This window comes from Acidiferrimicrobium sp. IK, assembly GCF_025499425.1.
Classification (GTDB): Bacteria; Actinomycetota; Acidimicrobiia; order Acidimicrobiales; family Palsa-688; genus Acidiferrimicrobium.
Genome location: NZ_JAIMCB010000004.1, coordinates 92,680 through 116,101, shown reverse-complemented (window position 1 = coordinate 116,101; position 23,422 = coordinate 92,680). Strand labels below are relative to the sequence as shown.

General features: G+C 71.5%; 19 protein-coding genes and 1 tRNA gene. 7 read left to right on the top strand and 13 right to left on the bottom strand.

The annotated features are described in order from the left end of the window. Position 1 precedes the first annotated feature (1 nt). Together K6U06_RS08175 and K6U06_RS08170 are read left to right on the top strand one after the other, a co-directional pair. On the top strand, positions 2-1,633 hold the full coding sequence (locus K6U06_RS08175; protein ID WP_262321429.1) for a MinD/ParA family protein: 1,632 nt from the start codon (positions 2-4) through the stop codon (positions 1,631-1,633). 228 nt (positions 1,634-1,861) lie between these two features. Then, positions 1,862-2,596 (top strand): sigma-70 family RNA polymerase sigma factor, encoded by a 735-nt coding sequence (locus tag K6U06_RS08170; RefSeq protein WP_262321428.1) that lies wholly within the window; start codon positions 1,862-1,864, stop codon positions 2,594-2,596. 31 nt (positions 2,597-2,627) lie between these two features. On the opposite strand, the gene K6U06_RS08165 is transcribed toward K6U06_RS08170, so the two are convergent. The 8 genes from K6U06_RS08165 to K6U06_RS08130 form a co-directional block, all read right to left on the bottom strand. Beyond that, the gene (locus tag K6U06_RS08165) at positions 2,628-3,767 is read right to left on the bottom strand and encodes a glutathione-independent formaldehyde dehydrogenase (RefSeq protein WP_262321427.1); all 1,140 of its coding nucleotides are present in this window, start codon (positions 3,765-3,767) and stop codon (positions 2,628-2,630) included. Between the two features lie 121 nt (positions 3,768-3,888). Continuing rightward, positions 3,889-4,635: an NADPH-dependent F420 reductase gene (locus tag K6U06_RS08160; protein WP_262321426.1), complete on the bottom strand. Its 747-nt coding sequence runs from the start codon at positions 4,633-4,635 to the stop codon at positions 3,889-3,891. Positions 4,636-4,693: 58 nt separating this feature from the next. Beyond that, positions 4,694-4,765, bottom strand: a tRNA-Gln gene (locus tag K6U06_RS08155). A gap of 14 nt (positions 4,766-4,779) precedes the next feature. After that, positions 4,780-5,418, bottom strand: a complete 639-nt coding sequence (locus tag K6U06_RS08150) for a YdcF family protein (RefSeq protein WP_262321425.1) — start codon at positions 5,416-5,418, stop codon at positions 4,780-4,782. 49 nt (positions 5,419-5,467) lie between these two features. Beyond that, a complete protein-coding gene (gene gltX / locus K6U06_RS08145) occupies positions 5,468-6,844 on the bottom strand; it encodes a glutamate--tRNA ligase (protein ID WP_262321424.1) in 1,377 nt (458 codons plus the stop codon). A 41-nt stretch (positions 6,845-6,885) separates the two neighbouring features. After that, positions 6,886-7,842: an RNA polymerase sigma factor RpoD/SigA gene (locus K6U06_RS08140; protein WP_262321423.1), complete on the bottom strand. Its 957-nt coding sequence runs from the start codon at positions 7,840-7,842 to the stop codon at positions 6,886-6,888. Positions 7,843-7,998: 156 nt separating this feature from the next. Next, positions 7,999-8,811, bottom strand: coding sequence for a family 1 encapsulin nanocompartment shell protein (locus K6U06_RS08135; protein WP_262321422.1), 813 nt, complete (start codon positions 8,809-8,811; stop codon positions 7,999-8,001). After that, positions 8,808-9,185: a ferritin-like domain-containing protein gene (locus K6U06_RS08130; RefSeq protein ID WP_262321421.1), complete on the bottom strand. Its 378-nt coding sequence runs from the start codon at positions 9,183-9,185 to the stop codon at positions 8,808-8,810. Before K6U06_RS08130 ends, K6U06_RS08135 begins: the two co-directional genes overlap by 4 nt. 134 nt (positions 9,186-9,319) lie before the next feature. Here K6U06_RS08130 and K6U06_RS08125 point away from each other — a divergent pair, with 134 nt between their 5' ends. Next, on the top strand, positions 9,320-9,562 hold the full coding sequence (locus K6U06_RS08125) for a DUF2630 family protein (RefSeq protein ID WP_262321420.1): 243 nt from the start codon (positions 9,320-9,322) through the stop codon (positions 9,560-9,562). A 43-nt stretch (positions 9,563-9,605) separates the two neighbouring features. Here K6U06_RS08125 and K6U06_RS08120 read toward each other — a convergent pair whose 3' ends face one another. From K6U06_RS08120 to glpK, 5 genes are all read right to left on the bottom strand, one after another. Continuing rightward, on the bottom strand, positions 9,606-11,999 hold the full coding sequence (locus tag K6U06_RS08120) for a glycoside hydrolase family 65 protein (RefSeq protein ID WP_262321419.1): 2,394 nt from the start codon (positions 11,997-11,999) through the stop codon (positions 9,606-9,608). Next, a complete protein-coding gene (locus tag K6U06_RS08115; RefSeq protein ID WP_262321418.1) occupies positions 11,996-12,748 on the bottom strand; it encodes a beta-phosphoglucomutase family hydrolase in 753 nt (250 codons plus the stop codon). Before K6U06_RS08115 ends, K6U06_RS08120 begins: the two co-directional genes overlap by 4 nt. Before the next feature lie 2 nt (positions 12,749-12,750). Continuing rightward, entirely contained in the window at positions 12,751-14,433 is a 1,683-nt protein-coding gene (locus K6U06_RS08110; protein WP_262321417.1) for an acetolactate synthase large subunit, read from the bottom strand. Positions 14,434-14,442: 9 nt separating this feature from the next. Further along, complete coding sequence (locus K6U06_RS08105) at positions 14,443-16,143, bottom strand: glycerol-3-phosphate dehydrogenase/oxidase (RefSeq protein WP_410051009.1); 1,701 nt, start codon at positions 16,141-16,143, stop codon at positions 14,443-14,445. Positions 16,144-16,253: 110 nt separating this feature from the next. Further along, positions 16,254-17,756: a glycerol kinase GlpK gene (glpK, locus tag K6U06_RS08100; protein ID WP_262321415.1), complete on the bottom strand. Its 1,503-nt coding sequence runs from the start codon at positions 17,754-17,756 to the stop codon at positions 16,254-16,256. 371 nt (positions 17,757-18,127) lie between these two features. Here glpK and K6U06_RS08095 point away from each other — a divergent pair, with 371 nt between their 5' ends. From K6U06_RS08095 to K6U06_RS08080, 4 genes are all read left to right on the top strand, one after another. Beyond that, positions 18,128-18,841 (top strand): alpha-ketoglutarate-dependent dioxygenase AlkB, encoded by a 714-nt coding sequence (locus K6U06_RS08095; protein ID WP_262321414.1) that lies wholly within the window; start codon positions 18,128-18,130, stop codon positions 18,839-18,841. 93 nt (positions 18,842-18,934) lie between these two features. Beyond that, positions 18,935-19,639, top strand: coding sequence for a 3'(2'),5'-bisphosphate nucleotidase CysQ (locus K6U06_RS08090; RefSeq protein ID WP_410051008.1), 705 nt, complete (start codon positions 18,935-18,937; stop codon positions 19,637-19,639). Positions 19,640-19,799: 160 nt separating this feature from the next. Beyond that, positions 19,800-20,855: a DUF2889 domain-containing protein gene (locus K6U06_RS08085; protein WP_262321412.1), complete on the top strand. Its 1,056-nt coding sequence runs from the start codon at positions 19,800-19,802 to the stop codon at positions 20,853-20,855. Beyond that, positions 20,750-23,332, top strand: a complete 2,583-nt coding sequence (locus K6U06_RS08080) for a CoA transferase (RefSeq protein ID WP_316044700.1) — start codon at positions 20,750-20,752, stop codon at positions 23,330-23,332. Before K6U06_RS08085 ends, K6U06_RS08080 begins: the two co-directional genes overlap by 106 nt. Positions 23,333-23,422: the final 90 nt, after the last annotated feature.

Sequence of the window (23,422 nt, the reverse complement as noted above, 5' to 3'; positions counted from 1 at the left end):
GATGGGTCTGGTCACCGTCACCGTCGCCGGAGAGCTGGGCGAGCTGACCGTCCGGGTGGACGCCGACAGCCCCATCGGCGCCCACCTGGGTTCGTGGGCCAAGCAGTGTTCCACTCTCGACGCCGGGGAGGCGGCGCTGGTCGACCTGGCCACCTCGGCGGTCATCGGGCCCGACGACACCCTCGCGTCCCACCGCATCGGTTACGGCAGCCGGCTCCGGTTGGTGGCCAGCCGCCAGCCGCTCACCGCCGCTCCGCCGCCCCGGGCGTCGGCCGATTCGACGCCGGCCACCCTCGCGCCCCCGCCGGTGCCCGTCACGGTGGAGGTGGATGCGTCGACGCCGCCGGTGACGGTGGAGGCGCAGGAGGCGGAGGCGCCCCCGACGGTCCCGCCGGCGCCGGGAACCACCGCCGCTGGGCTGGGGGCGCCGGCAGCGACCGCCGCTGGGCTGGGGGCGCCGGCCGCAACCGAGACAGCCGCTGAGCTGGAGGCGGCGCTAGGGACGGCACCGGCGGCCACGTCCCCGGCGCCGGCGCCACCGGCCTCGCGGGCGGCGTCGGCGGCGGGTGCGGCTGAGGCGGCGCGAGCAGCGTCCTCCAGCGACGGCCCCGGCTCGGCGTGGCCGGGCGCGCCGCGCCCGTCGGGCGGCCACGACCCCGCCTTTGCTGCGCCACCCGCCGCCGGCGGCCTACGACGGCGGATGCATGCCGCCCGGGCAGCGATGCGGCGCCCGGCCGCCCCCACCACCGAGGCCTTCGCCCTTCCCGAGAAGCAGACCGCGATACGCCGGTGGCGGACAGCCATGGAGGAGACGGACCGGATCCGCCAGCTGGAGTCGGTCGTCCGCACCGCGCCGCTGGCCCGCACGTCGGTGATCGCGGTGGTCTCACCCAAGGGCGGTGTCGGCAAGTCCACCATCACCGCGCTCATGGGCACCCTCCTCGCCGAGCTGCGCACCGACCCGGTCATCTGCGTCGACGCCAACCCGGACTTCGGGAACCTGGCGGACAAGCTGTCGCCGCCGAGCGCCAACCGCGGCGCGCGTACCGACGAGCTTCAGGCATACCTGGCGCAGCGAGGTCAGGTCACGCCGGCGGAGCTCAACCAGCACCTCGGTATCGGCCCCCACGGCGTGCGCTTCGTCGCCTCCCCCACCGGGGATCCCGACCGGATGATCGCCGCGGCCGATCTGGGCTTGTACCAAGATCTGATCAGGCGGCTCCAGGCCTATGCCGGGATCATCCTCCTCGACTGCGGTACCGGGTTCCTCGACCCGCCGGTGCGAGCCGCTCTCGGCGCCGCAACGGAGATCGTCCTAGTCACCGACAGCTCCGCGGACACCGCTCGGCTGGTGGTAGGGGCGGCCGGCTACCTCCCGCCGGCCACCCCGGTGTGGCTGGCCGCCAACAAGATGCCGAGGAGGGGCAGCCGGGTCGACCTCGACGCGGTACGCGCCGCCCTCGCCGTGCGCGACGTGGTCGTCATACCGGAGCGGCCGCTGGCAGAGAACGTGGTCGGACCGCAGTTCGACTGGGAGTCCGCTCCGCCGGTGTGGCGCGAGCCGGTACGCGAGCTGCTGGCGTCGCTGGCATCGGCGTGGCCCGATCTGGGAGCGGTCACCCCCGGCCGCTGACCAGCCGAGGCTGTTGTGTGAGACGCAACACAGGTGCCGATAATCGCAGGCCAAACGGGCTTTAGGCGGCGCTCCGAGCGGGGACAATTCTTGTCGTCCCCGCGAGCGCTTCGCCCACGATGGCGCCGCGACGGTTTGATCTAATTCGTCGGGCCAAGGCCTCGGCAACACTCGGAGGTTGCGGCGCAAATGCCACGGAGTTCGAGCATCAGAGGGAGCCCGCCGACGGTGAGCACTGCGGCCGCCGACCGGTCCGGTCGCACCGACCGGCACTGTTGCCCCGATGCCCTGTCCGCGTCGCAGCGACGGCTGGTCGAAGAGCACCTGGTCCTGGCCCGGTCCCTGGCCAGGCGCTTCGCGGAGCGAGGCGAGTCGTTGGGCGACCTGCAGCAGGTCGCGTACCTTGAGCTGAGCGAGGCCGCCCGCCGGTTCGACCCGGAGCAGGGCGTGGCGTTCTCCACCTACGCCACCGTCAGCGTCCTGGGGGCGCTGAAGCGCCACTTCCGGGACCACAGCTGGTCGATGCACGTGTCCCGGCGGACCCAGGAGCTGTACCTGGCGACCAAGCACGCCAACGCCGACCTCGAGCAACGCCTCGGCCGGCCGCCGACTGTCGCCGAGGTCGCCACGGCCCTCGGGTCGAGCGAAGAGAAGGTCCTCGAGGCCATGGAGGCCGGAAGGGAGATGCGCTCGGCTCCGCTACCCGGCACGGACGCCAGCGGCGACGACTCCCAAGGCGAGCCCGCCGACGACGACCCGGGCTTCGAGCGGACCGTGGAGCGCGAGACCCTACGGACGATCATGGCGGGCATGGACCCGAGAGACCGAGACGTGCTCACCCGGTATTTCCTGCTCGGGCAGACCCAACGCCAGATCGGCGACGGGGTGGGCGTCAGCCAGATGCAGGTGTCGCGGATCTTGGGCCGGGCCTTGGCCCGCCTCCGCCAGCTGGCCAACGGCTGAGCTCGCCGGCAGCCGGCGGAGGCGGCCGGCGTCACGCCGAGGGGTGGAGGAGCACCTTGGTCCAGCCGTCCTCTCGCTTGTCGAAGTGGTCGTAGCCGCTGGCCGCGTCCGACAGCGACAGCTCGTGGGACACGAGAAGCGACGGGTGGGCCCGCCCGGCGATGATCAGGTCCCGCAGCTGGCGGTTGTAGCGCTTCACCGGCGCCTGCCCGGTCCCCATGGACTGGCCCTTGGTGAAGAACGTGCCGTAGTCCCAGCCGATCCGGCCCTGCTTCGCCTGCTCGGTCGCCGCGCCGGGATCCTCGGGCATGTACACGCCGACCACGCCGATCCCGCCGGTGGAGCGCACCGACTTGACCAGGTTGTCGAGCACCAGCTCGGGGTGCTCCTGCCCGCTGTGGTCATGGGCCTGGTAGCCAACCGCCTCGACGCCCCGGTCCGCCGGGCCGCCGTTGAGGTCGGTGAGCTGCTCGACGGGGTCACCCTTCGAGAAATCGATCGGCTCCGCGCCGAACTTGGCGGCCAGCGACAGCCGGTCGCCTTGTTGGTCAACCACGAACACCCGCCGGGCGCCCTGGATGACGGCGCTGTGGGCGGCGAGCAGCCCGACGGGGCCGGCGCCGTAGACCACGACGCTGTCGCCTGGCTCGACGCCGGCGAGGACCGTGCCGTGCCAGCCCGTCGGGAAGATGTCCGACAGCATCGTGAAGTCGAGCTCGAACTGGTCGCCCTCGGGGAGCTCCAAGAGGTTGAAGTCGGCCACCGGGACCCGCAGGTACTCGGCCTGTCCGCCGTCGTAGGGGCCCATGTTGGCGTAGCCGTAGGCGGCGCCGTCCATTCCCTCGGTCGGGTTCATGGTCAGGCAGAACGACGTCCATCCCTGCTGGCAGTTACGGCACGACCCGCACGCGATGTTGAACGGCACCGACACCCGGTCGCCGACCTTCACCGTGCGTACACCTGCGCCGACCTCCTCGACGATGCCCATGTTCTCGTGGCCGAGGACCTTGCCCTCCTCCACCGACGTCCGCCCCTCGTACATGTGCAGGTCGGACCCGCAGATGTTGGTGGTCGTGATGCGCACAATGGCGTCGGTCGGCTCCTGGATCTTCGGGTCGGCGACCTCCTCGAGCGCGACCTTGAACGGTCCTCTGTAGACGACTGCCTTCATGATCTGGCCTCCTTGATGACCTGAGCCCTGCACCGCCGGGGCTGTCGCCTCCGGCACGATGCAGGGCTTCCCATCACGGTGGCCGCGAAACAGCGGCGCCGGACACAGGTCCGCTCAGGGATCAGGCGGTGAACTCGCTCGGGCGCTGCGGGCTGGCCTCGGCGAGGGCGGCGCGTACGCCGTCCGCGTCGGTCTGCGCCCCGTAGACCGGGGTGCCGGGCTGCTGGCGCCACGACTCGGCCAGGCTGCCGGCGTCGACGGGATCGAAGCCCAGCTCATCGATGAGGGCCATCACCTTGGCCTTGGCGGCCGGGTCGTCTCCGGCTACCGGGAGCGCCATGCGCCCCGGCGTCCCCGCCGGCTGGTGCTTCTCCAGGAGGTGCGCGGCGTAGATGCCGTTGAAGGCCTTGACGACCGGGCGGCCGAGGTGCTGCTCCACCCACTGGCTCTCGGTGAGACCCGCCTCGATGGCGTCGATGCGCCCGTCGCGCTGCTGGGGGTAGTAGTTGCCGGTGTCGACGATCGCCGCGTCGGGGCCGGCGCCGTCGAGGATGCCGGCGGGGAGGTCCGGGATCCGCTTCTCGGGGATGGTGACCACCACGATGTCAGCCCCCTGGGCGGCCTCGGTAGCCGGCACCGCCTTGGCGCCGGTCTCCGCTGCCAGGTCGGCGAGGGTCTCAGGCCCCCGGGAGTTGGCCACGCTGACGTCGTGGCCGAGGGCGGTCAGCCGCCGGGTCAGGTTGCCACCGATGTTGCCGGCGCCGATGATGCCGATCTTCATGTGTCTCTCCGATTTGTGGGGTGCCCGAGTGCCAACACCGCCCACCGCCCAGCATTCCGCGGGATCCACCGAGGCCCGCCCCGACATCGAAGTCCCCAGACGACCAAGCCCCGGGCCGCTGGCCCGGGGCTTAGTCGTTTCGCTGCTCGGGGGGGAGGACTCGAACCCCCAATGACAGGGCCAGAACCTGTTGTGTTGCCGATTACACCACCCCCGAAGGGCACGAGCACTCTAGCCGACGCGCTGCTCGATGCTCACCAGCCGGCGAAAACCGATGATCCGCCCGACCGCCACCTCGACGCTCTCCTTGGCGAAGTACGGGATGGTGGCGCTCCCCTTGATCGGCGAGGTGCGCGTCGGGGAGACATAAGGCTCGAGGCCGAGCTCCGAGGACATGAGCGAGATCCGCTCGTCGTGGAACGGATCCGATACCAGCAAGACGCTGCGATCGCCGCGCTGGCGAAGGATCGCCGCGGCCGACTCCAGCGACTCCCAGCTGTCGCGGCCCCCGACCTCCCCCAAGATCGACGCCTGCGGCACGCCGTGGGCCATCAGGTAGTTCGCGCCGGCGGTGGCCTCGGTGAAGGCGTCACCGGGGGCCTTGCCGCCGGTAACCACGATCGTCGTCGCCAGCCGGCGCCTCCACAGCCCGAGGGCGTGGTCGAGGCGGGCGGCCAGGTCGGGGGAAGGGACCCCGTTGTATTGGGCAGCGCCGAGCACGACGATGGCCGACGCCGGGCGAGCCTGGTCGCGACGGGATGCGTGCCACACCTGGAAGACGGTGACCGTCAGGTAGACGATCACCGCTGCCAGGAGCAGCAGGACAACCCGCAGCGCAACCCGGATCGGGGCGCCGACGAGCCCTAGCACCGCCGGGGACGCCCTGCGTCCGCCGACCGTGCTCGGCCCGAGCCGGCAGTCACGGCTCCAGCCGGGCCCGGGCGGAGCGGAGACGCGCCAGCGTGCGGTCTAGGCCGAGGACGGCGAGGGACTCGAACAGCGGCGGCCCGACCCGTCTTCCGCTGACAGCCAGCCGGATCGGGGCCTGGGCCTTGCCGAGCTGCGCGACGCCGGCCTCCTCCCCGACGGCCGCGGTGGCGTCCTTCAAGGCGTCGGCGGTCCACTCCACCTCGGGGTAGCGGGCGATGGCGCCGTCGAGGATGGCCGCCAGCGCCGGCTGCTTGGCTACCTCCTTGGCCCACTCCTTCTCGTCCATGTGCGGCTCCGGTAGGAACAAGAAGTCTGCCATGGCGACCGCCTCGCCGAGGGTCCGGGCCCGTTCTTGGACCTCGGCGCCGAGCGGCGCCCACCGGTCCCGCAGCCACCCCTGGGCCCGCTCGACGAACACCTCGACGGGGAGGGCCCGGAGGTACTCGGCGTTGACCGACTGCATCTTGCGCTCGTCGAAGGTGGCCGGAGCACGCTTGACGTCCTCCAGGCGGAACTCGGCGACCATCTGTTCCACGGTCAGGATCTCCCGGTCGTCGCCGGGAGCCCACCCGAGGAGGGCCAGGTAGTTGCGGACCGCCTCCGGCAGGTAGCCGGCGTCGCGGTAGTCCTCCACGGCCACCTTGTCCCTGCGCTTGGACAGCTTTTTGCCGGCGTCGTTGTTGATGAGCGGCAGATGGGCGAACACCGGGCGCGGGCCGTACCCGAGCGCCTCCCAGATGAGGAGGTAGCTGTGGGTGTTGTCCATGTGGTCACTGCCCCGCACGACGTGGCTGATGGCCATGTCGGCGTCGTCCACGACGTTGGCGAGGAGGAACAGGGGGTCACCGTTGGACTTGCGGATGGCCAGGTCCAACACGTTGACCATGGGTTTGGCCACCCTGCCGTACACCAAGTCGTCGTAGGCGCTCTCCCCCTCGTCGGGGGTGCGCAGACGGACCACCCGCCCGGAGGTCGCTTCCAGGCCCCGGTCCCGGCAGAACCCGTCGTAGCCAGGCGTCTTGTCGCCCCTGGCTTTGGCCCGGGCCTGCACGTCCTCGGGGGTGCAGTCGCAGGCGTAGGCCTTGCCGTCCGCCAGGAGCTTCTCGATCGCCGACGCGTACAGCCCGCCTCGCTGAGACTGGAAGTAGGGGCCTTCATCCCAGTCCAGTCCCAGCCAGCGCAGCGCAGCCTCAATGCCGGCGATGTGCTCGTCGCGGTTGCGGGCCCGGTCGGTGTCCTCGATGCGGAGCACGAACGTGCCGCCCTGCTGGCGGGCGTAGAGCCAGTTGAACAGCGCGGTGCGGGCCGTCCCGATGTGGAAGTACCCGGTCGGGGACGGGGCGATGCGGAGGCGGGGGGCGGTCACCGGCCCCACGCTAGTGACCGCCTAGCCCCGGCGGCCGCACATCAGCTGGCCAGGAGGTCGTGGGCGTCGCTGCCCACCAGCTGGCGGCGGAGCTTGCCCAGGGCGTCGCGTTCGATGCGCCGGACCCGCTCCGCGGAGAGCGCCAGCAGCTCGCCCACCTCGCCCTGGGTGCGGGGTTCGCCCCGGTCCAGGCCGTAGCGCAGCCACAGCACTCGGCGCTCGTCGTCGCCCAGGTGGGACAGGAACGACTCGACTTGGGCCGGCAGCAGCGACCCGGCGACCGCCTCGAAAGGCGACTCGGCGGAGTGGTTGACGACCAAGTCACCGAGGCTGGTGTCGCCGTCCTCGCCGACCGCCACGTCGAGGCTCATCGGGTCGGCGTCGTAGCGGAACAATTCGGCCAGCTGCGCTTCGGTGGTCTCGAGGGCCTCGGCCAGCTCGGCGAGGGTCGCGGGACGACCCTGCTTGGCTTCCAGCTCGCTTTGCATCCGCCGGGCCCGGCGGATCTCGTCGCCCACATGGGCGGGGACCCGCACGGTGTGCGCAGTGTTTTCGATCGCCCGGCCGATCGCCTGGCGGATCCACCACGTGGCGTAGGTCGAGAACTTGAAGCCCTTGCGCCAGTCGAACTTCTCCACCGCGTGGATGAGGCCGAGGTTGCCCTCTTGGATCAAGTCACCCATCGGCAGCCCGGACCACTGGTACTTGCGGGCGACGGAGACGACCAGCCGAAGGTTGGCGTTGATGAAGCGGGCCGACGCGGCCTCGGCGTCGCTGACCTGGCGGCGCAGGTCGCGCTTTTGCCGTGCGGTCAGCTTGTCGCCGCTGGCCAGCCGCTCCGCGGCCGCCTGCCCTTCCTGGATGATCTGCCCGAGCTCCATCTCGTCGGCTTTGGAGAGCAGCGGGAAGCTGCCCGCCTCGTCCAGGTAGAGACCGAGCAGGTCCGGGGCCGCCCCGGTGGCGGTCCGTGCCGCCCGTCGTGTGTCGTTGGAGTTCATCGCACTCGGGTCCAACCCGGCCCAGGCCGGTTTTATGCCGACATCGGTGTGATGTGACCAACGTCACCGCGACAAGGGAAGCGGGACGCGGTAACCGGGTACTGACACCACCACGATGGCGGCGGTTCGACCCTGAGCGGCGGCGGGCGGGTCCGCTCAGGACACCAGGTGGACCGCGGCGTCCTCCTCCAACACGGTGAAGGTGAAGCTCTCCTCGAAGTAGAGGGTCACCGTTTCGGCGTCGTGGTGGCTGTAGCCGATGGAGAGGTCCTGGCCGACCGACAGCACGAAGTCCCCGCCTCGCTGGCTGACCACCAGGGCGCCCTCGATGCCTGGAGCCCACACGATCGGCCCGCTGACGATACGGCTCAGGTGGTCGAAGAGGGTGCTGCCTCGCTCGGTGGCCTCGGCGACCGCCACCCAGGTCTGGTCTCCGAGCGCCAGCGCGTAAGGGCCGCCGATGCCGGCGAGGAGCAGCCGCTCTACGCCGGTGGCGACGGCCTTGGGGAACTGCGCCCAACCGTCGCCGTCGGAGGCGCTCCCGGCGTGGATCGCGTCGTGGGACAGGTTGCCGGTGATGCCGGTGATCCCGCCCGGCCCGTAGCCGTGGAACACCGCGCCGTTCTCGGCGAGGGCGATGGCCCGGGCCGCGTGCTCGAGCGCCGACAGGTCGACCGACGCGTTGCCCCGCTCGGCGGTGGCCAGCTCGGCTCGCGACAGGCTGAACGGCGCCCGGAACTCGACGAGCGGCTGCACCAGCCGGGTGACGGCGGTCACCTCGGCGGAGGGACCCGGAGCGGGGGCGGTGCGGCCCAGGTTGTAGGCGGAGTGGGTCCAGCCGTGGGGGCCTTCGAAGTCGACCAGGCGACGGGCCGCCAGGTAGGTGGTCAGACGGGTCTTGGCCTCGTCCTCTATCTGGGCCCATCCGGCCTCGCTGATCGGTGCCAGCTCTCGCAGCAGGTGGTTCACTGTGCCACCCCCCGAAGGCCGCCGAGGCCGAGCGAGCCGTCCGAGGAGGCCGCGGGGACCGCCCCGCCAGCAGCGGCGGCGCCTTCGACCTCGGTCACCGGGAGGGTGGTGAACAGGTAGGTCCGCAGCTGCTCGTCGAGGACGGGGTCGTGGCGGCGCAACCACTCCAGGGTCATCACCGCGTGCTCCTTCTCCTCGTCTCGGTTGTGGGCCAACACGGCCGCCAGCTCCGGGTCGGAGGTGGCGTCGACGCGCTGGTCGTACCAGTCGACGGCCTCGAGCTCCTCTTGCAGCGACACGATGGCCCGGTGCCGGTCGATGGTCGCCGCCTGGAGCAATTCGGCTGCCTCGTGCAGCCCTGCGCTTTGCGCCACTGGTGCTCGTGTCCTCCCTGCTGACCCCGGTCGAGCGACGGGGGTGGTGGATCGTCGAGTGGTTGTTCCCCGACGCGACGGCAGTGTATGCACGCGGCCGCGCCAACCTCGCCGGGAGGGGTAGGTTCCGGAGCGTGAAAGACGCCGAGATCGTGAGCCATATCGACGCTTTGGTCGACGAGGAGCACCGCCTCGAGCGGTCGCACGCCGACGTCGGCCTCTCCCCCGAGGAGCAAAAGCGCCTCCACCAAGTGGAGGTCCAGCTCGACCAGCTGTGGGACCTGCTGCGCCAGCGCCGGGCCCGCCGCCACGCCGGCCAGGACCCCGACGCGGCGACGCCGCGCTCGGAGGCGACGGTGGAGCACTTCCAGCAGTGAGCCGTCCGCCGCTGATGCGGCGGGCCGGGCAGCCGCGGTCGGGTTAAGGCAGCCGCTCCATCGGGCCTCGGCCCTCGGGCTGGGACACCCCTGAGCGCTCGACGATGTCGGGGATCGGCAGGCGGTGGTGTTCTCCCACCCCGACGGTCACCTCCTCTCCGTAGTGAAGCAGCGACAGGCTGTCGATCGGGTCGGTGCCCCCCGGGCGCACACCGTCGAGGCTCGAGCGGCGCTCGACGGCGTGGAGGCTGTAGGTGGCGGAGTGGTGGTTGACCTCGACGCGAAGCCGCCGGCCCCGCCACAGGAGCGAGAAGCCGAGGCTGCGCAGCGGGGCGGGGAGCCTGGGTTTGAAGCTGAGCCGACCGCCGTGGTCGCGCATGCCGCCGAAGCCGGCGACGGGGACCAGCCAGGCGCCGGCCAGCGACGCCATGTGCAGGCCGTCGCGGGTGTTGCGCTCCAGGTCGTCGACGTCCATGAGCGCCGCCTCGCGGGTGTAGCGGTAGGCGAGGTCCAAGTAGCCGGTTTCTGCGGCGACGATCCCCTGTGTGGTTGCCGACAGCGACGAGTCTCGGACCGTCAGCGGTTCGTAGTACGCGAAGTCGGCGGCCTTCTCCTCGTCGCTGAACTGGTCGCCGCAGAGGTGCAGGGCCAGGACCAAGTCGGCCTGCTTGACGACCCGCTTGCGGTATAGGTCGAAGTACGGGACGTGGAGGAGCAGCGGGTAGTCGTCGGCGGTCATCGACGCGAAGTCGAAGGCCGCGTGGTCGGTGAACCCCTCCGCCTGGGGATGGACCCCGAGACGGGCGTCGAAGGGGACGGCCATCTCCTCCGCCGCCCGCCGCCATGTGGTCACCTCGTCGGGGAGCACATCAGGGCGGACCCCGGGATGGCGGGCGACCACGTCGGCGGCGGCCAGCAGGTTCCGTCTGGCCATGAGGTTGGTGAAGACGTTGTTGTCGGCGACGGCGCTGTACTCGTCGGGACCGGTGACGCCGTCGATGCGAAAACCGTCGCCGGGGGCGAAGTAGCCGAGGGACACCCACAGCCGGGCGGTCTCCACGAGGATGTCCACCGCGTACTTGCGCTCCCAGTCGACGTCACCGGACGCCGCGACGTAGCGGGTCGCGGCGTCGGCGATGTCCGCCGCGATGTGGAACGCGGCGGTCCCCGCCGGCCAGTATGCCGAGCACTCCGCACCCCCGATGGTCCGCCACGGGAACGCCGCGCCTCGCAACCCCAGCTGCGCGGCGCGCTCGCGCGCCGCGGGGAGGATCCGGTGGCGCCACATCAGGGCGTCGCCGGCGGCCTCGGGCATCGTGTAGGTCAGCACCGGCAGCACGAAGGTCTCGGTGTCCCAGAACTTGTGACCGTCGTAGCCGGGCCCGGTGAGCCCCTTGGCTGGTATGCCCCGCCCTTCGCTGCGGGCCCCCGACTGCAAGACGTGGAACATGGAGAAGCGGACGGCCCGCTGCAGGTGGTCGTCGCCTTCGATGTCGACCGCGGCCAGATCCCAGTAGTCCTCGAGGAAGGCGGCCTGCTCCGCGAGCATGCCTTCCCATCCGGTGTGCTCCGCGGCGAGGAGCGCCGCGGAGACCTGGTCGCGCAGCGCCGGGATGCTGCGCCGGCGGGACCACCCGTAGGCGACCAGCTTGACGACCTTCAGGGTCTGGCCCGGCTCCAACGTGGTGATCCAGCTGGCCCGGGCGGTCTCTCCGAAGCTGTCGCTGCGGAACTCGGTTCCCTCCGGGCCCTCCCACAGGTGGTGGGCCATGGTCGCGACCCGCAGGGCGCTGGTGGCGGTCTCGGCGAGCATGAACAGCGTCGCGTTGGTGTGCTCGTTCTCGAGGACCCGCAGAGGGTTGCGCAGCACGGCGGCCACCCTCGGATCGTGGGTGGTGGAGGGGATCTCCTCGTTGGCGACCAGCTCCGACTGCACCACCACCCGAGCGGCGGCGTCGAGCACCTCGACCTCCCACTCGATGGCCAGCATCGCTCGCTGCACAAGCGAGACCAGCCTGGTGGAGCGGACCCGCACGCTGCGCCGGCCCGGCGAGGTCCACTCGGTGCTGCGCCCCAAGGTCCCGGCGCGGATGTCGAGGCGGCGTTGGTGGGAGGCGGTGTGGCCGTAGCGCAAGTCGAAGGGCTCGTCGTCGACGAGGAGCCGGATCGGTTTGGCGTCGATGACGTTGACGACGGTCTGGCCGGCCTCCGGGTAGCCGTAGCCGCCCTCGGCGTAGGGCAGCGGCCTGACCTCGTAGAAGGAGTTGAGGTAGGTGCCGGGAAGGGCGTGGGGCTCCCCCTCGTCGAGGTTCCCCCGCACGCCGATGTGGCCGTTGCAGGCGGCGAAGAGCGACTCGGTCTGGGCCAGGCGGGCGACGTCCAGGCCGTCCTCGCGAAGACCCCAGTCCTCCAGGGTGAGCGCGGTGTGGCCGTTCACCCGGAGCTGCTGCCGTCGAGGAGTTCGGCCAGGTCGCGTACCACGCGCGTCGCGCCGTGGGCCTCGAGCGCGTCGGCCTGCCCGACGCGGTCGACGCCGATCACCGCCGCGAAGTGCCCGGCGGCGCCGGCCTCCACGCCCGACAGGGCGTCCTCGAACACCGCGGCCGCGCCCGGCGCGACGCCGAGGATCTCCGCTGCCGCCAGGTACGTGTCGGGGGCCGGCTTGCCGGCCAGACCCCGCTCCCCGATCACCACGCCGTCGACTCGCACCTCGATCAGGTCGTCCAGGCCGGCGGACGCCAGGACCTCGCCGGCGTTGGCGCTGGCCGACACCACCGCCCGGCGCAGCCCGGCCCGGCGGGCGGCCTCCAAGTAGCGGATCGAGCCTTCGTAGGCGGCGACGCCGTCGGTGCGGATCTTGGCCACGACCAGCGCATTCTTGCGGTTGCCGAGCCCGCTTACGGTGATGGTGCCGGGAGGGTCGTCGGGCTGGCCTTCCGGGAGGGTGATGTGACGCGACGCCAGGAAGGAGCGGATCCCGTCGGCTCTGGTCTTGCCGTCGACGTAGCGGTCGTAGTCGTCGTGGTCGTCGAAGGGCACGAACGGCGTGCCGTCATCCTCGGCCCGGGCCCGCAGCAGCTCGTCGAAGGCCTGCTTCCACGCCGCGGCGTGGACGACGGCGGTCTGGGTCAGCACCCCGTCCATGTCGAACAGGCACGCGGTTACCTGATCGGGGAGGCCGAGCACGCTCAGAACGGTCCGCTCAGCTCGCCGAGGCTGTCGGTGAGGCGAAGGTTCTCCCGGTAGTCGACCGGGCAGGCGATGACCGACACCGTGTCCGCGCCCAGCGCGTCGCGAAGCGCCGGGCCCAGCTGGTCGGCCGACTCGACCCGGTAGCCGGTCGCCCCGAAGCTCTCGGCGTAGGCGACGAAGTCCGGGTTGGAGAAGCGGATCGACGTGGAGTGGCCGAGCTCCATGTCCATCTTCCACTCGATGAGCCCGTACGCGTCGTCGACCCAGATCAGGATCGTCATCGCCACCCCCTCGCGCATGGCGGTCTCGATCTCCTGGGAGTGCATGAGGAACGCCCCGTCGCCGACCGCGGCCAGCACCCGCCGGTCGGGGCAGGCCAGGCGGGCGGCGATGGCGCCTGGCAACGCGAACGACATGGTCGACAGCCCGTTGGAGAGCAGGCAGGTGTTCGCCTCGAACGTCGGGTACAGCCGGGCCATCCACATCTTCACCGCCCCGGTGTCGGCCAAGACGATGTCGCTTCGCTCCAGCGCGGCGCGGGTTTCCGCCACGATGCGCTGAGGTTTCAGCGGGAAGCTGTCATCGTTGGCGCCCCGGGCCAGTTCGTCGGCGAGCAGGCGGCGGATCTTGGCGTCGCCGGGTCGGAGCTGGAACCGGCGACGCACCGCGGCGCCGAGAGCGTCGAGCGTCGCGGCGATGTCGGCTTGGATCCCGACCTCGACCGCGTAGTGGCTGTCGACTTCGGCAGGGAAGCGGCTGATGTGGATGATCTGCTTGTCGGCGCGGGGGTTGATCCTGACCGGGTCGAACTCCTGCAGCTCGTAGCCGACGGTGATGATGACATCGGCGTGATCGAACCCGAAGTTGGCGTAGTCGTGGCGCATGAACCCGACGGCGCCGAGGGCGTGGGGATGGTCGTCGGGGAACACCCCCTTCCCGTGGAAGGTGGTGGCGACCGGCAGGCCGAGCAGCTCGGAGAACCGCAGCAAAGCGGGGCCGGCGCCCGAGCGCGCCGCGCCGTGACCGGCGAGCACCACCGGCCGTTCGGCCTGCTCGAGCAGCGCCGAGGCCCGGCGGATCTGCGAGGCGGACGGCTCGTCGGGGCGGGGGACGTTGAGGGGCAGAGGGTCGCGCCCGGCCACCGCGGGGAGCGCCTCGACGTCTTCGGGGACGGCCAGGTAGACCGCGCCGGGCCGCTCGGTGTGAGCCAGCTTGAACGCCTTGCGGACCATCTCCGGCACCGCGCCGGGGTTGGGGACCAGCGCCGCCCACTTGGTCACCGGCGCGAACATCGACACCAGGTCGACGCTTTGGTGGGACTCCTTGTAGATCCGGTTGAGGCCGACCTGAGCGGAGATGGCCACCATCGGAGTGCTGTTGGTCGTGGCGTCGGCCGCGCCGAGAAGGAGGTTGATGGCGCCGGGGCCGAGGGTCGCGGAGCACACGCCGGCGCTGCCGGTGAGCCGGCCGTGGATTTCGGCCATGAAAGACGCGGCCTGCTCGTGGCGGACCAGGACGTAGCGGATACCGGAGCGGGCGACCGCGTCGGTGAAGCGGATGTTCTCTTCACCCGGGATCCCGAACACGGTGGTCACCCCCTCGTGCTCGAGGCAGCGCACCAGCAGCTCGGCGACGGTCTCCCCCGCCGCGCTCGCCGGGTCGGTCGGCTCGGAGGGCACGGGCTGCTTCTACCCCCTTCGCGCCGACGGGCGCAGCGGCACTGTCGGGACCGGGTCCGGCGCTTCGAGACGGCTGGAGTCGGCAGCCCGGTCGTCGGGGGCCTTCTCGGCTCTCCGCTCCGCTTCGACCTGCCCCAGGTAGAACTCCACCTCCCGGGCTTGGAGAGCGTCGTCCCAGCCGAGGACCTCGCCCATGAGCGCAGCCGCCCGCCGGGCGGTGGACACCCCCCGGTCGCTGCCCTCGAAGCTGAGCCTGGTCCGGCGCATCAGCACGTCCTCGACGTGACGGGCCCCTTCGGCGGTCGCCGCGTAGACCACCTCCGCAGCCAGGTAGCCGGGGCCGCCGGGCAGGGCTTCGGCCAGCTCCGGCCGGTCCGCGATCAGGGCCAGCACCTCGCTGATCAGCGACCCGTACCGCCCGAGGAGGTGGTCGATGGTCGCGACCGGCAGGCTGGAGGCGGTCGCCAGCCGCTCTCGGGAGTTGACCATCGCCGCGTACCCCTCCGCGCCGAGCAGCGGGACCCGCTCGGTGCAGCTCTCCGGGACCGGGCGTCCCAGGCCGGCCGCGGCCGCATCGACGGCGTCGCGGGCCATCACCCGGTAGGTCGTGTACTTGCCGCCGGCGACCACGACCAGCCCCGGCACGGCCCGCGACACCATGTGCTCCCGGGAGATCTTGGTGGTCGGGGCGGCCTCGCCCGCTTCGCGCTGCTCGCCGGAGAGCAGCGGACGCAGACCGGCGTACACCCCCTCGATGTCCTCCCGGCTCAGGCCGGTGCGCAGCACCCGGTTGACTCGTTCCAGGAGGTAGTCGATGTCGGCGGCGCTGGCGGCCGGGTGGGCCAGGTCGAGGGCCCAGTCGGTGTCGGTGGTCCCGATCAGCCAGTGCGCCGCCCACGGGATCACGAACAAGACGCTCTTCTCGGTCCGCAGGATCAGCCCCGCCTCGCCGTCGATCCGGTCGCGGGGCACGACCAGGTGGACCCCTTTGGCAGCCCGGACGTGGATGTCGCTGCGCCCGTCGGCGAGGGCCTGCGTGTCGTCGGTCCACACCCCGGTCGCGTTGATCACCTGCCGGGCGCGCACGGTCAGCTCGGAGCCGGTTTCTAGGTCCCTGACCGCCGCGCCGACCACCACCCCGCCCTCTTTCACCATGTCCGTCAGCTGCGCCCGGTTGGCGACCGCCGCCCCGTAAGCCGCCGCGGTGCGCACGACGGTCATCGTGTGGCGGGCGTCGTCGACCTGCGCGTCCCAGTACTGCACCGCTCCCACCAACGCGTCGTCGCGCAGCGCCGGGAAGCGCCGCTGCGCTTCCCGACGGCTCAGGTGCTGGTGCCGGGGCAGCCCCCGACCCCATCCCGCTCCCGCTGACAGCGTGTCGTAGAGGACCAGGCCGGCGCCGACGTAGGGACGCTCCCAGTGGGCCCGGAGGGGGTAGATGAACGGCACCGGCGTCACCAGGTGAGGGGCGAGGCGCTGGAGCAGCAACCCCCGCTCGACTAGCGCCTCGCGCACCAAGCGGAAATCGAGCATCTCCAGGTAGCGCAGACCGCCGTGGATCAGCTTGCTGGACCGGCTCGAAGTCCCCGCCGCCCAGTCCCTGGCCTCGACCAGCCCGACGTTGAGCCCCCGGGTGGCCGCGTCTAGCGCGGCCCCGGCGCCGACCACCCCGCCGCCGACCACCAACACGTCGAGATGCTCGGCGGACATGCGCCGCAGGGCCTCGGCCCTCGATGCCGGTCCCAGCTCTCCGCGACCGATCGGAGCCGTCTTCACCAAACCCTGTTTACCCGATCCGTCGTTACTGTTCGGTACGGTCGTCAGCTGCCGGTCGCCCAGTCCCGGGCCCTCGCCACCGCCTGGCTCCACCGGGCGTAGCGCCCGTCGCGCTCATCCGCGCTCATCGCCGGCTCGTAGCGCGCCGCGGTGGTCCGCACCCCGGCCAGCTCCTCCAGGCTGCCCCACACGCCCGTCGTCAGGCCGGCTAGCAGCCCCGATCCGAGCGAGGTGCTCTCGGTCTGGGCCGGGACGTCGACGGGGATCCCGAGCACGTCCGCTTGGTGCTGCATCAAGAACCGGTTGGCGACCGCCCCGCCGTCGGCCCGCAGCTCGTCGATCCTGATCCCGGTGTCGGCCTGCATGGCGTCGAGGACGTCGCGGGTGGAAAAGGCGATGCTCTCAAGCACCGCCCGCACGATGTGCGCCTTGGAGGTGCCTCGGGTGATGCCGATGAGCATCCCCCGGGCGTAGGGGTCCCAGTACGGAGCGCCGAGCCCGGCGAGAGCCGGGACGAACCACACGTCGCCGGTGTCGGGCACGCTGCGGGCGATCGCCTCGGTCTCCGCCGCGGAGGTGATGATCCCCAGCTCGTCGCGCATCCACTGCACCGCCGATCCGGTCACGAAGATCGACCCTTCCAGGGCGTACTCCGCCGGCGCGCCCTCCAGCGTGGCGGCGACGGTAGAGAGCATCCGTTCCTGCTCCACGAACGGCTGGCCTCCGGCGTGCATCAAGACGAACGACCCGGTGCCGTAGGTGTTCTTCGTCTGACCGGGCGCGAAGCAGGCCTGCGCGAACAGGGCGGCCTGCTGGTCACCGAGGAGCGCGGCGACGGGAATCTCGCCGCCCAGCGCGGCGGGGACGGTCGTGCCGTGCACCGCGGCGCTCGGATGGACCTCCGGGAGGACCTGGCGGGGGATGCGCAGGTGGGCGAGCAGCTCGTCGTCCCACTCGAGGCGCCGCAGGTCGAAGAGCATGGTGCGGCTGGCGTTGGTGACGTCGGTGGCGTGGACCGAGCCGCCGGTGAGGCGGTACAGCAGCCAGGCGTCGACGGTCCCGAAGGCCACCTCGCCGGCCTCGGCCCGACGCCGCAACCCGTCGACGTTCTCGAGCAGCCACGCCAGCTTGGTCCCGGAGAAGTAGGCGTCGATGACCAGCCCGGTGCGCTCCCGGACCAGCCCCTCAAGGCCCTGGGCTCGCAGCTCGGCGCACATCGCCGCGGTGCGCCGGTCCTGCCAGACGATGGCCGGCGCCAGCGGCCGGCCCGTCGCGCGGTCCCAGACCACCGTCGTCTCGCGCTGGTTGGTGATCCCCAGCCCGGCCACGTCTCCTGCCCGCAGGCCGGCGTCGGCCAGCGCCGAGGTGGCGACCTCCATCGACACGTCGTAGAGGTCGTCGGGGTCGTGTTCCACCCACCCTGGCTGCGGGTAGTGCTGGGGGAACTCGGCGTAACCCCGGCCCACGATGCGGGCGTCACCGTCGAGCACCAACGCGGTGGAGCCGGTGGTCCCCTGGTCTATGGCAAGGAGGTGAGACGGCGGCATCTCGCCGAACATAGCCACCATGAGTGGTGGACGGGGTGCTTGCCGTTTGCGGTCGGTGGTCACCGGGGATAACCAAGAGGACGCTGTCGGGTGCCTCCTGCACCTGGCCGCTCGGAGCCCTGCCGCTGGGGTGCGGCTCCGCCGGTGATCCCAGTGTCTTTCTTTCGCTGCTCGATAGCCCATAGGACGCCGGCGTGTACCCCTTCCCTGCCGGGAAGGTCTGGCGAAGGTCTGGTCCGGTCGGTTGACGGGACGCCCGGGCCAACGGCGGGCACGGGCCGGGCGCTGCGCCATGAGCGCAGCGCCCGGCTCTTCCGCTACCGCCGCCCACCCCTACGCTGCTGCGTCCGCCGGCCGGTAGCCTCCCGGGTATGGGCGTCGCCGACACCATCGGGTTGGGACGGCTCTCCTCCGGGGGAGCTGACGCGTCGGTGTCTGGCTTGGACGCCCCCGGCCTTTACACCGAGGTTCAGGTGACCAGAGTGGCGCTTGACACCACCAGTTGGATCGATGTCGTGGAAGGGCTGGTGCCCGGCGCCGACCGGCTGCACCGGGAGCTGCTCGACGGCGTGCCCTGGCGGCAGGGCCGGGTGTGGCGCTACGAGCGCTGGATCGCCGAGCCCCGCCTCGGGGCGTTCCAGAAGGGCCCCGGCCGTCACCCGCAGCTCGCCGCGGTCGAGGAGTGGCTGGCGGGCCGCTACCGGGTCGGCTTCGACGGCGTCGCGCTGGCCCACTACCGCGACGAGCGCGACGGGGTCGGCTGGCACCGCGACCGGGAACTGCGCTGGCTCGACGACACCATCGTCGGGGTGCTCACCCTCGGCGCCCGCCGTCCGTGGCGGCTGCGTCCCCTCGCCGGCGGCCGCCGGGAAGCCGACGACCTCCGCGACGTCGTGGAGCTGCAGCCACGTTCTGGGGACCTCCTGGTCATGGGCGGTCGGTGCCAGGCGGACTGGCTGCACACCGTGCCCCAGCTGCGAAGCCGCTGTCCGAGCCGGGTGTCCGCGCAGTGGCGCTGGACGTCCCAGCGAGGCCAGCGCGACACCCAACCGGGGTTCTTCGCCCCCCGCCACTTCTCCCGCTAGCCGGTGGGCACCCCGGCGGTCCCGGACCCCGGTCCGACCCACGACGACCACCGCCTGGCCGCGGATCTCTGCCGCCGAGCCGGCGAGGCGCTCATGGTGCTGCGCGACGGCCCCCTCGAGGGCGCCGAGCTGGGCGACGCCGGGGACCGGGCCGCCCACGAGCTGCTCGCCGGGGCGCTCGCGGACGCCCGGCCCGACGACGGGGTCTTGTCGGAGGAAGGCGACCACGACACCGACCGCACCAGCCGGCGCCGGACCTGGATCGTCGACCCGCTCGACGGCACCCGGGAATTCAAGGAGCGGCCCCGCACCGACTGGGCGGTCCACGTCGCGCTGAGCGTCGACGGCACCGTGCGCGCCGGAGCGGTGGCCCTGCCGGCGCTCGGCAAAGTGCTCTCCACCGCGGAGCCGCCCCCTCCCCCGCCGGCGCCGGGGGCGGTGCCCCGCCTCGTGGTCAGCCGGTCGCGCCCGCCCGCGTTCAGCGCCCGGCTGAGCGAGCAACTCGGCGGCGAGCTGGTCCCGATGGGGTCGGCCGGGGCCAAGGCCATGGCCGTGGTGCTAGGCGACGCCGACGTGTACGCCCACGCCGGGGGGATGTACGAGTGGGACTCCGCTGCGCCCGTCGCGGTGGCGGCCGCCGCCGGGTTGCACGTCTCGCGCCTCGACGGGAGCCCGTTGGTCTACAACCAGCCCGACCCGTGGCTCCCCGACTTGCTCATCTGCGCCCCGCAGCTGGCCGAACGGGTGATCGAGCTGTGCCGGGAGCCCCTCAGGGACCGTCCCGCCCCTCGCCGGTAGCGCCGCCCGCGGCGTTGCCTTCCGCCCACCGGGCCGGCTCGGACATCAATGAAAACGTCGCTTCCCAATTCGCTACGATGACGAAGCCGGAAGGGAGGGACCGCCGGCTGGAAGGAAGACCAATGACCAACACCATGCAAGGCGCCTGGCTGCGCCGACGATGAACGATCCCGGACCCCACCCTGTCTCCCCTCCCCGCCCCGGGGCGCCCGGCTCCTGGGCCCGCCACCCCCTCCACGGCCCCCACGACCCGGCCGGGCCGCCGCCACTGCGGCGCACCGCCTCGATCCGCCGCTCCACCACCCACGACTCCCTCCGCCCCGACGGCCCCCTTGGGCCGGTAATGATGGCCGCCCGGGGTCGCGATCTGATCACCGGATCCGATGGGCGGACCAAGGTCCTCGCGACCGCCGGCGTGGATGCGGTGGTCGACTTTGCCGACGGCCGGCGCTTGGCGCGGCTAAGCGTGGATCCGCCCGCCGAGGGAGCCAGCCAATTGGTCGGTACCTCGGTGTCGTCAGGCTTCCGTCAGGCCGTCGAGGAGGCCATCCCGGGGGTCGCCAGTGACGACCCCCTACGGTGGCAACTGATCGACGACCTCCCAACCGCCACGCTGGTCGGCGGGTACGCGATCGGCGCCGCCGGCGTCCGCCCCCCACGCAGCGCCCTCTCCCCGTCCCTGCAGCACCCGGACCTCTGCGCGGGCTGGGCGGTCGGTGGCACGATCCTGAACGAGATGGGCGTCACCGGCTATCCGCCGGTGGTGACCGGTCCGCTGGCTCCGGATTTGCGCCGCGACGACGACCCTCTGGCCTGGCATGACGCGGTCGAGCCCCTTCCTCCTCACGGGATGCGCCGGCGTCGGCGCCTGGACCTGTGGCGCGACGGGGAGCGAATCGTGCTCGAGTGCTTCCTCCGCGACAGTCACTTTGGTACCGACGGGCACGAGACGGTCGTCCACGAATACACCGTCCGGGGAGCCCTCGACCCCGCGACCATGCGATTCACCGAGGCGGCGGCAGAGGTAGGTGCCCTGCCATGGGTCGAGTGCCCCGAGGCCGTCGCCAGCGCAGGCCGACTCGTCGGCGCACCCGCAGCCGGGCTCCGGGCATGGGTCCGCAACACCTTCGTCGGGCCCACCACCTGCACCCACCTGAACGACACACTCCGTTCCCTAGAGGCCGTCGACGGGCTGGCCTCCCACCTTCCCGCATGACCACCTCACCTCACACGAAAGGGCATCCCCCAATGGGACCTCTGGACGGGCTTCGAGTGATCGACCTCTCACCCAACCGGGTCGGGGCGCAGATCAGTCAGGTGTTCGCGGACTTCGGTGCCGACGTCATCCAGGTCGAACCGCCCGGCGGCTGCGTGATCCGCCAGCGAGCCGCGTACCCGTTTTGGAGCCGGGGGAAGCGCAGCATCGTCCTCGACGTCTTCCACGACGGCGACCGCGACGTGGTGGCGGCCATGGCGGAGCGGGCCGACATCTTGATCGAGACCTTCCAACCGGGCGTCCTCGACGGCAGGGGCCTCGGCTTCGAGGAGCTTTCCGCCCGCAACCCCCGCCTCATTTACACCTCGGTGACCGGCTTCGGGCGGCAGGGCCCATACGCCGATGCGCCGAGCTACGAGGGACTGGTGATGGCCAAGCTGGGCTTGTTCCACACTTTCCGGCGGATGACCAACCAGGCGTCACCGCCATTTGTGACCGTGCCATTCGCCTCCTTCGCTGCCAGCCAGATCGCCGTCCACGGCATCATCGCTGCCCTCTTGGAGCGCGAACGCAGCGGCGCCGGGCAGCGGGTCGAGACCAACTTGCTCCAGGCGTTCACGTCCCTCGACACCTGGGCGTGGTTCGAGCACTTCATCCAGGAACGCTGGCCGGACGCCTTCATCCGAACCAATCCCTACGACGAGCGAGGGATCCCAGCCAGCCCCCTCACCTTCATGCTTCTCGTCGGGCTAACCCGTGACGGCACGTGGCTGCAGTTCTCCGCCGTGGCTCCGCGGCTGTTCGCAGCCCTGATGAAGGCGCTCGGCCTGGCGTGGATGTTCACCGACGACGAATGGAAGAACCTCCCGACCTTCGGTGACGACGCCGAGAGGCGCCTCGAACTGTGGACCAGGATGCTCGCGGCAACCAATGACAAGCTCCTCGCCGAATGGCAGGCCGTCTTCGAAGAGGATCCCAACGTCTTCGCCGAGCAATACCGCAGCGGCGCAGCCATCCTCGATCACCCGCAGCTGGTCCACGACCAGATGGTCATGGACCTGGAGGACGCCGAACGAGGATCGGTGCACCAGCCCGGCCCCATCGTGAAGGCCGGTTCGTCCCCCGCCGTCATCGCCCGCAGCGCTCCCACCTTGGACCAGCACCGCGAGGAGATCCTCGCCGAGCTGGCCACCGCTCCGGCGCGAGTCGCCGCTGCGCCGCCATCGACCGCCACCACGGACCTTCCGCTTGCCGGCGTAACCATCCTCGAGTTCGCCACCCTCTTCGCAGCTCCCCACGGCACCACGATGCTGACCGACCTCGGCGCCCGAGTAATCAAGGTCGAGCCGCTCGAGGGAGACCGGATCCGCACGATCATCCCGTTCCCCGAGTCAGGGGGCGCGAAGGTGATGCAGGGCAAGGAGAGCATCTGCTTGGACCTGACCACACCCGAGGGCCAAGCGGTAGCCCTAGACATAGCCGCCCGCGTGGACGTCGTGATCCAGGGTTACCGCGCCGGGGCGATGGCGCGCATCGGCTTGGACTACCAGCCGATCAAGGCCGTGAACCCCGACGTCATCTACGTCAACGCGCCCGGGTACGGGGTCGACGGCCCCTACGGCAACAAGCCGGCGTACGCGCCCAGCATCGGTGCCGCCACCGGGCTCCCCCTGACCAACGTCGGCTCGAGCGTGCCCGAGCGGGCCGACTTGTCGATGCAGGAGATCCAAGACGGCGCCCGCCGCCTCTCAGCCGCCGCGGCCCTGGCCAACGCTCAAGCCGACGGCTTCGCCGCCCTTGGCGTCACCACCGCCATCCTCGTCGGGCTCCTGGCCCGCAGCCGCGGCGCCGGCGGGCAGGAACTGTTCAGCTCGATGCTCAACACCGGCGCCCATGCGATGTCCGCGCAGGCCGTCACCTACGGCGGCGCCCCCCACGAACCGGCGCCCGATCCCGAGATCCGTGGGCTCGGGGCCTTGTACCGGGTGTACGACGCGTCCGAGGGCTGGGTGTTTCTCGCCGCCCCGTCCCCCTCCGACTGGGACCGGCTGGTGAAGGGCCTGGCCGGCTACGTCGACCTGGCCGGAGATCCCCGCTTCGCCGACCCAGCCGGCCGCCACTCCAATAGCGCGGCCCTCATCGAAGTCCTCGCAGCGGTGTTCGCCCGCACGCCGGCGCAGACATGGGAGGACGAGCTGCTCTCCCAGGGCATCGGTTGCGTCGCCGTGCACACCGACTCGATCGAGACCATGCTCTTCGACGAGACCTTCGGCCGGGCGTCGGGCTACGTCGTGGACGTGGTGCACCCGACATTCGACAGCCACCCTCGCCTGGCGCCCTACCTCCGATTCTCCCGTTCCCGGACCCAGGCGATGCCCGGCGTCTTGGCCGGCCAGCACACCGACGCCATCCTGGAAGCCCTGGGCCGAAGCCCTGAGGAGATCGCTGACATGCGGTCCCGCAAGGTCATCGGATGAGACCCGGTTGCCCACTTGAAAACGTCACTTTCATATGTCCTCCGACTTGCTACGCTGGGACCGAGAGCCCACCACTGGGACGAGGGGACG